This window comes from Nocardioides montaniterrae (genome assembly GCF_054782655.1).
Genome location: NZ_BAAGSB010000006.1, coordinates 148,600 through 163,415 on the forward strand (window position 1 = coordinate 148,600; position 14,816 = coordinate 163,415).

The 14,816-nt window shown below is 72.1% G+C and carries 13 protein-coding genes; 12 read left to right on the forward strand and 1 reads right to left on the reverse strand.

Going from position 1 to position 14,816, the window contains the following annotated elements:
• Positions 1-63: 63 nt before the first annotated feature.
• Entirely contained in the window at positions 64-1,524 is a 1,461-nt protein-coding gene (gene yczR, locus ACYVJ3_RS11395) for a MocR-like transcription factor YczR (protein WP_460853105.1), read from the reverse strand.
• Positions 1,525-1,585: 61 nt separating this feature from the next.
• On the opposite strand from yczR, the gene yczE reads away from it, so the two are divergent.
• From yczE to ACYVJ3_RS11455, 12 genes are all read left to right on the forward strand, one after another.
• On the forward strand, positions 1,586-2,272 hold the full coding sequence (yczE, locus tag ACYVJ3_RS11400; RefSeq protein ID WP_460853106.1) for a membrane protein YczE: 687 nt from the start codon (positions 1,586-1,588) through the stop codon (positions 2,270-2,272).
• Positions 2,269-2,421 carry a hypothetical protein gene (locus ACYVJ3_RS11405; protein WP_460853107.1) on the forward strand — a complete coding sequence of 51 codons (153 nt, stop codon included), beginning with the start codon at positions 2,269-2,271 and terminating at the stop codon, positions 2,419-2,421. The genes yczE and ACYVJ3_RS11405 overlap by 4 nt, the downstream gene beginning before the upstream one ends.
• 63 nt (positions 2,422-2,484) lie before the next feature.
• Positions 2,485-3,729 carry a toxic anion resistance protein gene (locus ACYVJ3_RS11410; RefSeq protein WP_460853108.1) on the forward strand — a complete coding sequence of 415 codons (1,245 nt, stop codon included), beginning with the start codon at positions 2,485-2,487 and terminating at the stop codon, positions 3,727-3,729.
• A gap of 27 nt (positions 3,730-3,756) precedes the next feature.
• Positions 3,757-4,260, forward strand: a complete 504-nt coding sequence (locus ACYVJ3_RS11415) for a hypothetical protein (RefSeq protein WP_460853109.1) — start codon at positions 3,757-3,759, stop codon at positions 4,258-4,260.
• Entirely contained in the window at positions 4,257-5,729 is a 1,473-nt protein-coding gene (locus ACYVJ3_RS11420; RefSeq protein ID WP_460853110.1) for an AAA family ATPase, read from the forward strand. The genes ACYVJ3_RS11415 and ACYVJ3_RS11420 overlap by 4 nt, the downstream gene beginning before the upstream one ends.
• Positions 5,726-6,991, forward strand: coding sequence for a hypothetical protein (locus tag ACYVJ3_RS11425; protein ID WP_460853111.1), 1,266 nt, complete (start codon positions 5,726-5,728; stop codon positions 6,989-6,991). Before ACYVJ3_RS11420 ends, ACYVJ3_RS11425 begins: the two co-directional genes overlap by 4 nt.
• Positions 6,988-7,935 carry a glutamate ABC transporter substrate-binding protein gene (locus ACYVJ3_RS11430; protein WP_460853112.1) on the forward strand — a complete coding sequence of 316 codons (948 nt, stop codon included), beginning with the start codon at positions 6,988-6,990 and terminating at the stop codon, positions 7,933-7,935. Before ACYVJ3_RS11425 ends, ACYVJ3_RS11430 begins: the two co-directional genes overlap by 4 nt.
• Positions 7,932-9,053, forward strand: coding sequence for a hypothetical protein (locus tag ACYVJ3_RS11435; RefSeq protein ID WP_460853113.1), 1,122 nt, complete (start codon positions 7,932-7,934; stop codon positions 9,051-9,053). The genes ACYVJ3_RS11430 and ACYVJ3_RS11435 overlap by 4 nt, the downstream gene beginning before the upstream one ends.
• Positions 9,050-11,434, forward strand: coding sequence for a serine/threonine-protein kinase (locus ACYVJ3_RS11440; protein ID WP_460853114.1), 2,385 nt, complete (start codon positions 9,050-9,052; stop codon positions 11,432-11,434). The genes ACYVJ3_RS11435 and ACYVJ3_RS11440 overlap by 4 nt, the downstream gene beginning before the upstream one ends.
• Entirely contained in the window at positions 11,431-12,579 is a 1,149-nt protein-coding gene (locus ACYVJ3_RS11445) for a protein phosphatase 2C domain-containing protein (RefSeq protein WP_460853115.1), read from the forward strand. Before ACYVJ3_RS11440 ends, ACYVJ3_RS11445 begins: the two co-directional genes overlap by 4 nt.
• A complete protein-coding gene (locus ACYVJ3_RS11450; RefSeq protein WP_460853116.1) occupies positions 12,572-13,861 on the forward strand; it encodes a VWA domain-containing protein in 1,290 nt (429 codons plus the stop codon). Before ACYVJ3_RS11445 ends, ACYVJ3_RS11450 begins: the two co-directional genes overlap by 8 nt.
• Positions 13,858-14,649, forward strand: coding sequence for an FHA domain-containing protein (locus ACYVJ3_RS11455; protein WP_460853117.1), 792 nt, complete (start codon positions 13,858-13,860; stop codon positions 14,647-14,649). The genes ACYVJ3_RS11450 and ACYVJ3_RS11455 overlap by 4 nt, the downstream gene beginning before the upstream one ends.
• The last annotated feature ends 167 nt before the right edge of the window (positions 14,650-14,816 follow it).

Here is a 14,816-nt window from a genome sequence, read left to right on the forward strand (position 1 = left end):
GGAAGCATTTTTCGGGTGCGACGGAGGGCGATCTCGCGTGCAACCGAGGGCGATCTCGGCGGGTCAGGCGACCATCACGCCGCCCGGACGTCCGCGTCCGGGCGGTGTCGCCTTCTTCGGGTCGTACGCCGAGGCGCCGACCTCCGCCCATGCGGCGGCGATCCGGCGTACGGCCTCGGTGAGCTGCTCGACCGGGACCGCGAAGGGGATGCGGACCCAGCGGTCCAGGCCACCCTCCGGCGCGAAGGACGGGCCGGGCGCGAGCAGCACCCCGTGGCGCTCGACCGCGGTCGAGAGGGCGACGGCGCCCGGTCGGGGCAGCTCGCACCACAGCGCCATGCCGCCGCGCGGGCGACGATGCCTCCAGTCCGGGAGGTGCTCGTCGAGGGCGGCGATGAGGACGTCGCGCTGCTCGCGCAGGCGCTCCTTGTGGGCCTGGACCATCGCGTCGTAGCCGTCCGCGAGAAGCCGGGTCAGCACGATCTGCTCCAGCACGGGCGCGCCGAGGTCCAGGCCGACCCGGGCGCGGGTCAGCCGGTCGACCAGGTCGTGGGGCGCCCGGATCCAGCCCAGGCGCAGGCCGCCCCACACCGCCTTGCTGGCGCTGCCGAGCGTGATCGCGCCGGGGGAGCACGCCGCGAACGGCCGGCGCCGGCGGTCGTCGTCCAGGCCCAGCTCGTGGTGCGCCTCGTCGACCACGGCGATCGCATCGTGCTCCTCCAGCAGCCGGGCGTAGGCCGACCGCATCCGGTCCGACATCACCAGGCCGGTCGGGTTGTGGTGGTCGGGCATCACGTGGACCAGGCGCGGCCGGCTGCGCGCGAGCACGGACCCGATCGCATCCAGGTCCCACCCGCCGGGGTCGAGCGGGATGGTGACCAGGCGGCCGCCGCCGGTCCGCATCGCCTGGACGGCGTTGGGGTACGTCGGCGACTCCATCAGCACCTTGTCGCGGGGGCCGGCCAGAGCCGAGCCGACCACGGCGGTGGCCGCGAGCGCACCGGTGGTGACGATGATCTGCTCCGGTTCGGTCGGCAGGCCGCGGGCCGTGTAGCGCGCGGCCAGCGCACTCTGCAGCGCAGGCACGCCGGCCGGGTAGTACCCGTGCCCGCCGAGGTACGCCGGGAGGTCGGCCGCCGCGTCGGCGTACACCGCCGCCAGGCCGGGGGGAGCGGTCGCGGCCGCGCACACCAGGTCGATCATCCCCGGCACGACGTCCGTCGGCCACAGCGCGCGGTCGTTGGCGCGGGTCGGGCCGCCGGGCAGCCGGGTGAACGTGCCTGACCCCTGACGCGCCTCGGCGTACCCGGTCTCACGGAGCAGCTCGTAGGCGCGGGTGACCGTCGTGCGGGAGACGCCGAGCGCCGAGGTGAGCTCGCGCTCGCTCGGCAGCCGGGTGCCGTACCCGACCCTGCCGTCGCCGATCAGCTCGCGCAGCGCGTCCGCGAGGCCGGCGTACGCGGGGGAGCGGTGGAACCCGTCGACGAGCGTCGCGAGCCGGGTCGCGGAAGTGGCCTGCTTCATGCAGGCCAGTGAATCACGATTGGCTATTGAGGACCAGTCCACTTGGCTCCACGCTGGAGGCATGTCCTCGACGATCCGACTGGCCCCGCTCGGCCCGCTGGAGCAGCTGCGCGCCGGCCGGCTCGGCCGGCGGATCCCGCAGCTGCTGGTGGGCCTGTGGATCTACGGCCTGAGCATGGCGATGATGATCCGTTCGGGCCTGGGCCTGGACCCGTGGGACGTCTTCCACGCCGGCATCGCCGCTCACGTCGACCTGACGTTCGGCACCATCGTGGTGATCACCGGCGCGTTCGTCCTGCTGCTGTGGATCCCGATCCGTCAGGCGCCCGGCCTCGGCACGATCACCAACGTCATCCTGATCGGCGTCGCGACCGACGTCAGCCTCGCCACGATCGACCGCCCCGCGGGCATCCTCGCCCGGACGCTCCTGCTGCTCGGCGGCATCGGGCTCAACGGCCTGGCCGGCGCGCTCTACATCGGTGCCCAGCTCGGCCCGGGGCCGCGGGACGGCCTGATGACCGGCCTGGTCGCCCGCACCGGCTGGCCGATCCGCGTCGTCCGGACCGGCCTGGAGGTGACGGTCCTCGTCATCGGCTTCCTGCTCGGCGGAACGGTCGGCCTCGGCACGGTCCTGTACGCCGTCGCGATCGGCCCGATCGTCCAGGAGCTGCTGCCGCGGCTGCTCGTCGAGCTCGACGGGCAGACGCCGGCCGACCTCGGTCTCGCGGTGGAGGGGAGCATCCCGTGATCGCGTTCCTGGTGCTCGTCGTCCTGGTGGTCGGGCTCAGCCTGGCGGGAGTGGTGCGCGAGGCGCGGCTGGACCGACCGCGCGAGATCCCGCGGTCCCGGCACGTCGACCAGCAGAGCCTGCCGCCCGCCGCGCGCCGCTCGGCCTGAGCGATCCGGAATCTCCTGGATTCGTCGGTGTGAGGTGGGCCTCGGCTGGATAGTCTCAGGAACATGACGACTGACGGCGCCGCTGCCGCTGCTGAGCCCACCCCGCTGACCCCGCCCGACCCGGTCATCCAGCTGACCGCGCCCGAGGCGCCCGCCGTGGTGATCGAGACCCAGGCGCCCAAGATGGCGCCCCAGGTCGACCCGGCGCTCGCGCCCGAGCTCGACGCCAAGGTGGACGGCTTCCTGGCCTCCCTCGAGGCGGCCAAGGTCGGCAGTCCCGAGTTCGCCAAGCAGGCGGACAACGTGCGGATGATGGGCGACGCCGACATCCGCAAGGCCGCCGAGACCTCCAACCGGATGCTCGACAAGCCGGTCACCGCGCTCAAGCAGGGCGGCATCGCGCAGGGCTCCGACGTCGGCAAGACGCTGATCGCGCTCCGGCGTACGGTCGAGGACCTGGACCCCTCGCAGGCCCGGGGCGCCAGGAAGTTCTGGGAGATGATGCCCTGGAACGACAAGGTCGAGGACTACTTCCGCAAGTACCAGTCCTCCCAGGACCAGCTCAACGGGATCCTGCACCACCTGCGTGCCGGCCAGGACGAGCTGACCAAGGACAACGTCGCGCTCAACCTGGAGAAGGCGAACCTCTGGGCCGTGATGGGCCGGATGAACCAGTACATCTACGTCGCCGAGAAGCTCGACGCGAAGCTGTCGGCCAAGATCGCCCAGCTCGAGCTCAGCGACCCCGAGGCGGCCAAGACGCTCAACCAGGACGTGCTGTTCTACGTCCGCCAGAAGCACCAGGACCTGCTCACGCAGCTCGCGGTCTCGATCCAGGCCTACCTGGCGATCGACATCATCATCAAGAACAACATCGAGCTGATCAAGGGCGTCGACCGCGCGTCGACGACCACGATCTCGGCCCTGCGGACCGCCGTCATCGTGGCGCAGGCGCTGGGCAACCAGAAGCTCGTCCTCGACCAGATCACCGCGCTCAACTCGACGACCTCGTCGATGATCCAGAGCACCTCCGAGATGCTGCGCGACAACTCCGCGAAGATCCAGGAGCAGGCCGCGTCGAGCACCATCGGCATGGAGCAGCTGCAGGCCGCGTTCCAGAACATCTACGCGACGATGGACTCCATCGACGAGTTCAAGCTCAAGGCGCTCGACTCGATGTCGACGACCATCGGCGTGCTCGAGACCGAGGTGCAGAAGTCCAAGGCGTACCTCGACCGCGTCCAGCAGCAGGACCAGCGCAACGCGGCCGGGGCGCTCGACATCGCCGACCCCAGCCGTCCCGCCTGATCCGTCCCGACCACAGGAAGAGCTCCCTTGGGCATCAGGTCGTGGTTCGGTCGCGACAAGACGGAGGAGCAGGCGTACGTCGTACCGCCCGCTCCCACCGAGAAGGACGTCCTCGCGGCGCTCAACCGGGTCAACGCGATGCTGCGTGAGGGCAACGCGCCCCCGGTGGTGATCGCGCGGGTCGTGACGATCGCGCGCACCATCAGCCAGACGCTGCCGCGGCTGCGCCAGCTCGGGCTGGGCAGCGACTCCGGCTATGCGGTGGTCGCGACCGCGACCGATTACCTGCCCGAGGCGGTCTCGGGCTACCTCCGGCTGCCCCGCGACTGGGCCGACACCCGGCCGCTCGACGGCGGCAAGACCGCCCTGATGATCCTGATCGACCAGCTCGAGCTCCTGGGAGCCACCATGGACAAGATCTTCGACGCGGCCAACCGCGCCGACGCCCAGGCGCTCGTCGCGCACGGGCGCTTCCTGCAGGAGAAGTTCGGGCACACGCCCGGACCCGAGCTGACCCTGGGGACGCCATGAGCCTCGCCGACACGCTGGAGGCGCTCGTCGCCGTCGCCGACACGGCCGGTGTGGATCCGTCCGTCGCCCGTGCCGAGGGGGAGGCCCTGGCCGCCACCGTGGCCGAGCCCAACAAGGGCGCGTTCCTCGACTGGGGCACCGCGACCGGTCGCCAGGACGCTGCCGAGGCGTTCTTCGAGGCCGCGGTGCGCGGCCGCCGCTTCCGGGTCGCGCCCACCCCGACCATGGGTGTCCTCGAGCTGGAGCGGTCCGCGTCCGCGCCGGCGTACGCCGCTGCGCTGGCGGACGTCGCGACCGCAGCCTCCGTCCTCGGCACCCCTGATCCCCGTGCGGTCGGTAACGCCGCCATGGCCTCCGCCGCCCAGCTCGGCGGGTCGAGCCTGGACGTGCGCGGGCCGATGGGTGGTTTCGATACCTCGCTCGCTGGCGCTCGCTCGTACTCAACCACCGACCTCGCTGGCGCTCGCTCGTCCTCGACCACCGACCTCGCTGGCGCTCGCTCGTCCTCGACCACCGACCCGAACCGTTGGTTGAGTAGTCCGGAGCGAGGAACGAGCGACGGGCGTATCGAAACCAACGCGCCGGCCACCCAGGCAGCCGAGCCGGACAAGCCGGCGGAGACCAAGCCCGAGCCCGAGGTCCCGACCAAGACCGTCGAGGAGCTGCTCGGAGAGCTGGACGCGCTGACGGGTCTGGACGACGTCAAGCAGGAGATCCACAAGCAGGCCGCGATCCTGCGGGTGGAGGGGCTGCGCAAGGAGGCCGGCCTGGGCCAGCCGACGATCACCCGGCACCTGGTCTTCAACGGCAACCCAGGCACGGGCAAGACGACGGTCGCGCGGCTCGTGGCCGGCATCTACCGCGCCCTCGGGCTGCTGACCAAGGGGCAGCTCATCGAGTGCGACCGCTCGGAGCTGGTCGCGGGCTACCTCGGCCAGACCGCGCAGAAGACCTCGGAGGTCGTGAAGTCGGCCGAGGGCGGCGTGCTGTTCATCGACGAGGCCTACTCGCTGACCGGTGACCAGTACGGCAAGGAGGCGATCGACACCCTCGTCAAGGAGATGGAGGACAAGCGCAACGACCTCGTCGTGATCGTTGCCGGCTACCCGGCCCCGATGGCCGACTTCATCGCCGAGAACCCTGGCCTGGAGAGCCGCTTCCGCACCACGCTCGACTTCGCGGACTACACCGACGACGAGCTCGTCGATATCTTCGTCGACATGACGAAGGCGGCCGACTACGACGCCGCCGAGGCGGTCCTCGACCGGTTGCGCACGATCCTGAAGGAGACCGAGCGCGGCCCGTCGTTCGGCAACGCGCGCTTCGTCCGCAACACGTTGGAGGCCGCGATCGGACGCCAGGCCTGGCGTCTGCGCGACACCCCCTCCCCGACGGTCGAGCAATTGCGTACTCTCGACCCAGCCGATCTCGGGCCCGACACCGTCGAGATCGTGGAGGGGGACGCATGACCCAGGTGCAACAGCCGCCGGCTCCGCTGCCGCCGGCGCCCATCGGTTCGACGCCGCAGCAGGAACCGACCGTCAAGCCGGTCGACACTCCGGCGCTGCTCAGCCGCTGGCAGGTCGTCGCCGTCACGACGGTGGTCCTGTTCGGCCTGCTGAGCGCCTTCGTCCAGTTCCTCGGCTGGCAGTCCGACGGCCGTGCGGCCGACGAGACCCAGCAGCTGGTCCGGGTCCAGGGCATCGAGTCGTCCCTGCTCCGGGCCGATGCGCTCGCAGCCAACGGCTACCTCGCCGCGGGGCTGGAGTCCTCCGCCCGCCAGCAGGAGTACGACCGCGTCATCGCCGACGTGCTCAAGCAGATCGCCGACGCCGCGGAGGCCCAGCCCGCCGACCGCGACGTCCTCGCCGCGCTCAACCAGCAGGTCGAGGACTACACCAGCAGCGTCGCCCAGGCCGCGGTCTACAACCGCCAGGGCTTCCCGCTCGGCATCGCCTACCAGAACACCGCGAGCGTCAACATCCTCAAGGACCAGGCGATCCCGATGGTGGCGAACCTGGTCACGGCCAACAAGAAGCGCACCGAGGACGCGATGGGCGGGCAGCACCCGCTCTATCTCCTGCTCATCGGCATCGCTGCCCTTGCCGTCCTCTTCCTCGTCAACCGGGCGATGGCGCAGCACTTCCGCCGCCGGTTCAACACCGGCCTGCTCGCCGCCGGCCTGATCGTGCTCCTGGTGACGCTGGTCAGCGGCATCGTGTCGTTCGTGGGCGCGAGCAGCAACAGCTCGACCCGTGACCACGCGTACGCCGACGCCGTCGCCGCGGCGACCGCGCGGACGGCGGCCAACGACGCCAAGGCCAACGAGAGCCTGCGGCTGATCAACCGCGGGTCGGGTGCGCTGTACGAGGACCCGTGGAAGGTGGACCGCAGCCGGGTCGAGAAGGCCGTCCCGCAGAGCCGACGGGCCGACTGGGACACCTACGTCAAGGCGCACGGCGTGATCGTGCGCTACGACGACGACAACGCCTGGAAGACCGCGGTCCGTGCCGCGACCACGGACGCCACCAACGGCGCGACGTACGCCTTCAACAAGTTCGACACGCAGCTGGCGAAGACGGCCGCCGACTCGGGTGCCCAGGCCACGGACGCGCTGCGCGGGGGCCGGACCATCGCGCTCCTGCTCTCGCTGCTCACCGCGGTCCTCGGCCTGGTGGCGGCGGTCGCGGTCTCGCGAGGCATCGACCAGCGGCAGAAGGAGTTCCTGTGAGCGCCCGTCGTCTCGCCCCGGCCACGATCCTGCTGGCGTTGGGTCTCTCGTCCGGGCTCGCCGCGTGCGGCTACTCGCCGACGCCGCTGCCGAAGCCCTCCGCCGCGTCCTCCGAGGCGCCGGCCAGCAGCCCGTGCACGCCGGACCCCGCCAAGGACCTGCAGTCCTACGCCCCGAGCAGGGCCGGCGGGCCGACCGTCGACCGGATCCAGTCCGCCGGCGTGCTCAAGGTGGGCGTCTCCTGGGACACCTACCTCATGGGCTCGCGCAACGCCACGACCAACAGCGTCTGGGGGTTCGACATCGACCTCGCGCGCGCGGTCGCCAAGTCCCTCGGCGTACGTGCCGAGTTCCACGTCATCACCGCGGCCGACCGCATCCCCGACCTCGAGGACGGCACGCTCGACATGGTCGTGCGGAACATGACGATCAACTGCGACCGCTGGAACCAGATCGCGTTCTCGGCCGAGTACTACGCGGCCAGCCAGAAGGTGCTCGTACGCCGCGACGCGGCCGACGACTACGGCAAGCACGGACCCGCGAGCCTGGCCGGGGTGCGCGTCTGCGCGCCGGTCGGCAGCACCAGCCTGGACAACATCAAGAAGGTCCAGCCGAAGGTGATCCCGGTGGCCGCCGGCACCCACACGGGCTGCCTGATGGACTTCCAGCAGGGCCGCGCCGACGCGATCACCGGCGACGACACCGTCCTGGCCGGCCTGGCCGCCCAGGACCCGTACGCCGAGGTGCCGCGCCAGGACCCGCTCGAGGCCGAGCCCTACGGCATCGGCATGAACAAGGACGCCGTGGACCTGGTGCGCTTCGTCAACGCGGCGCTGGAGAAGTACGAGAAGTCGGGCCAGTGGCAGGCGTCGTACGACAGGTGGCTGCAGAAGCGGCTGCACGTCGACGCGCACCCGCCGAAGCCGCTCTACGGTCGCTCATGACGGTGTCGGCACCGGTCGCTCCCGGCAAGCTCGGCGAGGCGCTCGAGCCGGCTGCGATCCAGCAGTACCTGACGGCGCTCGACGGCTGGCTGCGCACGCGCCGTGACGAGCTCGACCAGCTCGACCAGACCGCGCTCGCCGCGGGGCGCGGGGGAGAGGTCGCCGGCGACATGGCGCTCGCGCTCGCGCTCTGGAAGGCGATCTCGGACCGCTACCAGCTCGTCTGCGCGACCTGGGACGGCGGCCGCGTGCTCGAGCAGGAGCGCGAGCGGATCTCCGCGCTGATCTGGGGGCGGCTCGACGGCGCCACCGGACTGCCCGGCGGGCTGGCCGTGTCGCTCCCCGAGGCCGGCCGGCTGTGCGACGCGCTGGTGGGCCAGCTCGGCACCAGCCTGTCGCTGGCCCCCGGAGCCGACGTCGCGGCGGTCCGCATCAAGGAGCTGCGGGCTCAGCTCGAGCGGATCCGCGACCAGATCGGCCTCGAGCCGGTCAACAGCCGCGACGCCGCCGCGCGCAAGCTGGCCGGCATGATCCTGCGCCTGGACGCGATCACCGACCGTGCCGAGCGCGGTGCCGACGTCGGGGGCGAGCTGGGGCCGCTCGAGGTGGAGGCGACGACGTACGAGCGCGACCTGATCGTCGGCAACGCCCGTCGTCGTGACGCCCGCGACGAGGTCCTGTCCGCGCGCGAGCTGCGCGCCGACCTCGAGCAGCGCGCGATGGCGCTGCGCAAGCTGGCCGACACCTGTGTGGCGACGGTCGATCCCGCGCCCCGCCTGGCCGTTCCCGATGTCGACGCGCTCGGCCCGGTGCCGGTCACCATCGACGCGATCGGCCCCTACAAGAGCCGGCTCGACCGCGTCTCGCAGGCGCTCGAGCTCGCGCAGCAGCGCTACTCCGACGCACTGGCCGAGCACCAGGAGCTCTCCGAGCTCCTCGACGCGTACGCCGCGAAGGCGCGTGCCCTCGGCCTCGCGGACAACCCCGATCTCGTCTCGAGTCACCAGCAGGCACGTGCCCTGCTCGACCGCCGCCCGACGCCGATGGCCGTCGCGCAGCAGCTCGTGGCGACGTACCAGACCTGGCTCACCAGCCGAACGAGGGAGAACGCCTCATGACTGCCTGCACCCAGCCCGGCTGCACCGGCCAGATCGTCGACGGCTACTGCGACGTCTGCGGCAGCCCCGGCAGCGGTGGCGCGACCACCGCCGTGCCGACCGCCGAGGCCGTGACGGCCTGCGCCCAGCCCGGCTGCACCGGCCAGATCGTCGACGGCTACTGCAACGTGTGCGGTGCTCCGAGCGCCGGCGGTGAGGTCGGCCAGGCCACCGTGCGCGCCGACCGCTCGGCGCGCTCGGCGGCCGTTCCGCCCCCGCCGCCCCCGTTGGGATCCTCGGGTCTCAGCGCTCCGCTCACCGCCGGATCGTCGTCCTCACGGGTCGCCTCCGCGGCCATCGGCTCACGGCGGGTCGGCGCGTCCGGGTCGACCTCCACGCGGCGTACGCGCACCGGCTCCACCCGCCTGCGCGCCGCCCGCATCGGGGCCGGTCTGACCTCCGTGCCGGTCGCGCCGCAGACCAACCCGGCCGAGGCGATCATGGCCAACCCCCAGGTGCCCGAGGAGAAGCGCACCTGCCCCAAGTGCGGTGCGGCCGTCGGCCGTGGCCGCGACGGACAGCCCGGCCGTACCGAGGGCTTCTGCCCCCAGTGCGGGACGGCGTTCTCCTTCACGCCCAAGCTCCAGCAGGGTGACCTGGTCGCCGGGCAGTACGAGATCGCCGGAGCGCTCGCGCACGGTGGCATGGGCTGGATCTACCTCGCCCGCGACCGCAACGTCTCCAACCGCTGGGTCGTGCTCAAGGGCCTGCTCAACTCCGGCGACCCTGACGCGCTCGCCGCGGCCATCGCCGAGCAGCAGTTCCTCGCGCAGGTCGAGCACCCCAGCATCGTCGAGATCTACAACTTCGTGTCCCACGAGGGCGCCGGCTACATCGTCATGGAGTACGTCGGCGGCAAGTCGGTCAAGGAGCTGCTGAAGGCGCGGATGGCCGCGAACAACGGCGTCTACGACCCGCTGCCGGTCGACCAGGCACTGGCGTACATCCTCGACCTGCTGCCGGCCTTCCAGTACCTCCACGACCTCGGCCTGGTCTACTGCGACTTCAAGCCCGACAACATGATCCAGGTCGGCGACGCGATGAAGCTGATCGACCTCGGCGGCGTCCGCAGGGTCGACGACCAGGAGTCCGCGATCTACGGCACGGTCGGCTACCAGGCGCCCGAGGTCGCCGAGGTCGGACCGTCGGTCGCCTCCGACATCTACACGATCGGCCGCACGATCATGGTGCTGTGCACGGAGTTCCGTGGCTACCAGGGCACCTACCTCTACTCGCTGCCGCCGGTCGCCTCGACGCCGCTGTTCCAGAACAACGACTCGCTCTACTGGCTGATCGCGAAGGCGTGCGCGACCGACCCCGCCGACCGGTTCGCGTCGGTCGACGAGATGCGCACCCAGACCCTGGGCGTGCTGCGCGAGACCGTCGCTCGCACCCACGCAGGGACCGCGCTCACCTCGGCCGCCTCGGTGCTGTTCGAGACGCCGGCCACCGCCGGCCCGATCGAGACCTGGGACCAGCTCCCCGCGCTGCGCGAGGACACCACGGACCCGCAGTACAGCTGGCTCGCCACCGTCAGCGCCGACGACCCACGTGAGCGTCTCGCGGCGCTGCAGCAGGCGCCCGAGGACACCGCCGAGGTGTGGCTGGCGCGCGCCCGCGCCGCCCTGGAGGCCGGTGACTCGGTGCTCGCGCAGAGGTACGCCGGCTCGCTGCTGGCCGACGACGCCTGGGAGTGGCGCGCGTTGTGGGTCGAGGGGCTCGCGGCCGTCGCCAACAAGGACTGGGAGGGCGCGAAGGCATCCTTCAACGCGGTCTACCAGCAGGTGCCCGGCGAGCTCGCGCCCAAGCTGGCGCTGGCCTATGCCTGCGAGCAGGGCGGGCTGCCCGAGGTCGCCGAGGGGCTGTACGGCGTCTGCCTGGCCACGGATGCGGCGTACGTCCCGTCCTCGGCGTTCGGCGTCGCGCGCGTCCGCGCCGCTCGGGGCGACACCGACGGTGCCTGTGCGGCCCTCGACAACGTGCCGACGACGTCGCGCGGCTTCACCCAGAGCCGCCGGCTGCGGGCAGAGGTGCTGCTGGCCGACAAGAGGCAGGACCTCGGTCTGCTCGACCAGGCGATGCGGACCATCGAGGCGGCCCAGATCGACCCGGCGCAGCGCCACGACTACTCCGTGCGGATCCTGAGCCAGGCGCTGCCGATGGTGTCGGCCAACACGATGAACCCCGGCGCGAAGATCGGCTCGATCGACGCCTCCGAGACCGCGGTGCGTGACGCTCTCGAGCGCTCGCTGCGCGGCCTCGCCCGATCGTCCAGCGACCGCGCCCAGCGCATCGACTACATCAACCGCGCCAACGGCGTACGCAACTGGAGCCTGCTGTGAGTGCTGTCGTCTGCTCGTCCTGCGGAGCCTCGGTCCCGGACGGCGTCCGGTTCTGCGAGTCCTGCGGTACGCCGACCGGCGTCGTCGTGGCGGCCCCGGCCGCTGCCGTGGTCGCCTCCGAGGGCAACCCGCTGGAGGCTGCGCCGATCAGCGCGATGACCGCGCGGCCGGCCGACGCCCTGCCCGACCCGGTGCGACCGTCCGGGCGCCGTGCGTGCGCCGAGTGCGGGGGAGAGGTCGGACCGGACTACTTCTGCACGGTCTGCGGGACCAAGGCGCCGACCGAGCGGGACCACTTCGAGGAGACGCCCGCGTCCTGGGTCGCCGGGGTGTGCGACCGCGGGATCGTGCACGGCCGCAACGAGGACGCGATGGCGCTCCTCGCCGCACCCGAGCCGGGCTCGCGAGCGGTGCTCGTCGTGCTCGACGGCGTCTCCAGCTCGATCGACTCCGACGTCGCCTCGCTGGCAGGCGCCCGAGCGGCACGCGAGGTCCTGCGGCGCCCGCTGCCCTCCGGGATGGGTACGCCGCAGAGCCGCGACTCCGCGATCGCCAAGACGTTCGCCGACACGGTGACGGCGGCGAACACGGCGATCATCGCGGTCACCGACCCAGAGTCGACCAACCCGGCGTCGGCCACCTTCGTCTGCGCGGTGGTCGAGGGCGACGAGATCCACTACGCCAACATCGGCGACTCCCGCTCCTACTGGCTGCCCGACAGCGGCGAGCCGGTCCAGCTCTCGGTGGACGACTCCGTCGCGCAGGCCCAGATCGCGGCCGGCGTACCCCGTGAGCAGGCGGAGACCTCGCCGCAGGCCCATGCCATCACCAAGTGGCTCGGTCGCGACAGCCCGGACATCGTGCCCCGCGTCGGCCGTACGCCGGTCTCCGGACCCGGCTGGCTGCTGGTCTGCTCCGACGGCCTGTGGAACTACGCCTCGGCGCCGACCGCGATCGCGGCCCAGCTGCAGGCGGCCCTCGCTGCCGGCGCGACCGAGCCGCTGGCCCTGGCGAGCGCGCTCGTGGGGTTCGCCAACGCCTCGGGCGGGCACGACAACATCACCGTCTCGCTGGCACGGTTGAATGGACCGACGCCGGCGATCAATGCGGAAGCACCGAGTGGAGGAGTGGCAAGCGATGGCTGAGTTCAGCGCCGCGGTCTACCAGAACGAGTACCTCGCCGATGGCGGCACCGACGTCAACGCGATCGTCACGATCGCCTGCACCGGCGCCGGCAAGGCCGGCCAGGGCAGCGGCGGCAGCGCCGGCGAGATCATCATCGTCGACACCTCCGGCTCGATGGGGCCCGAGACGATGCGCGCCGCGATCGACGGCGCCAAGGCGGCCCTGGACGAGATCGTCGACGGCACCTGGTTCGCCGTCATCGCCGGCGCCGACCACGCGATGCTCGCTTTCCCGCCGGTCTCCAGCGGCCCGGGCATGGTGCAGATGGACGAGCGCACCCGTGCCGACGCGAAGGAGGCGGTCGGCCGCTTCATCGGCAGCGGCGGTACGGCGATCTCGACGTGGCTCGACCTCGCCGGGCAGCTGTTCACCTCGGTCCCGCAGGTCACCCAGCGCCATGTCCTGCTGCTCACCGACGGCGAGAACCGGGAGCGTCCGGAGAAGCTCGACGACGCGATCCGTCGCGCAACCGGCTACTACCAGGCCGACTGCCGCGGCGTCGGGACCGACTGGCAGGTCGCTGAGATCCGCCGGATCGCCGAGGCGCTGCTGGGCAGCGTCGACCTGATCCCCGGCCCGGCCGAGATGCGCGCCCAGTTCGCCGACATCATGCGGCGCTCGATGTCGCGCGGCATCGCCGACGCGCAGCTGCGCGTGTGGACGCCGCAGGGTGCGCAGGTGCTGTTCGTGCGCCAGGTGTCCCCGACGGTCGAGGACCTCACGGATCGGCGTACGCCGGTCAACCCGCTCACCGGCGACTACCCGACCGGCGCCTGGGCCGACGAGTCGCGCGACTACCACGTCGCCGTACGCGTCGCCGCCAAGGCGGTCGGCCAGGAGCAGCTCGCCGCACGGGTCCAGCTGGTCGTCGGCTCCGACGTCGTCACCCAGGGCCTGGTCAAGGCGACCTGGTCCGCCGACGACTCGCTGACCGCCAAGATCGACCAGCAGGTCGCCCACTACACCGGCCAGACCGAGCTCGCCAAGGCGATCCAGGAGGGTCTCGCGGCCAAGGCCGCCGGTGACGAGGCGACCGCGACGACCAAGCTGGGCCGCGCCGTCCAGCTCGCCGCCCAGACCGGCAACGCCGAGGCCACCACCAAGCTGCGCAAGGTGGTCGACGTGCAGAACGAGCAGGAGGGCACGGTCCGGCTCAAGCGGGCGGTCGACAAGGTCGACGAGATGGCCCTCGACACCGCCTCCACCAAGACGACCCGGATCCGGCGGGAACCGACCGCATGAGCTCGGTCTGCCCTGCCGGCCACACCTCGTCCGCCGACGACTACTGCGATGTCTGCGGGCTTCCCATCGGTGCGCCGCCGGCCGCCCCAGCGGCTGCTGCCTCGGGGGCCGAGCCTGCCGCCTCGGCGGCCGAGCCCGCCGGGACCGGCGACTCCGGCTCCGAGGCGGGGCCGTGCCCCAACTGCCACGCGCCGACCCCGGCGAACGCGCTGTTCTGCGAGGCCTGTGGCTACGACTTCACCACCGGGAGCCTGCCGCGGCCGGTGACCCCGCCGCCGCCCGGCCCGCCCGGGTCCGTGCCGGACGACGCCCCGACGGCTGAGACACCGACCGTGACGCCCGCCGCGCCCGTGGCGCCGGTCGCGCCCGTGGCGCCGCCGCTCGCCGCCGGCTGGGTGGCCGAGGTGTGGATCGACCCCGACTGGTACGCCGACCAGCAGTCGACCGACCCGATGCCCTCGGCCGGCCTGCCGACCGTCGTACCCCTGCGCAGCCAGTCGTTGCTCGTCGGCCGCGCCTCCGCGTCGCGCGGCATCCACCCCGACATCGACCTCGGCTCCGACACCGGGATCAGCCGCCGTCACTGCCAGCTCACCTCCGACGGCAGGCGCTGGTGGGTCGAGGACCTCGGCTCCTCCAACGGCACGTACGTCGGCGACGCCACCGGCCCGCTGCCCACCACCCCGCTCGTGCAGGGCCAGAAGCGCGAGCTCGACGGCGACGACCGGATCTACCTCGGTGCCTGGACCCGTCTCGTCGTACGCAGGGCGGAGCCGGGGGAGGGCTGAGCCTCCTGGCTGCTGTTGTTCCTCTGGTCGGTGTGGCGGCCGCGCGTAGCGCGCCGCTCCCCGCCGACGCTCCTATGGTCTGTCAAGTGGTGATCGGGCCGTGTTCGAGTAGTCGGTAGAGGTCGCGGGCGATGTAGCGCTTCAGGCAGCGCTTGATCTCCCGGTTC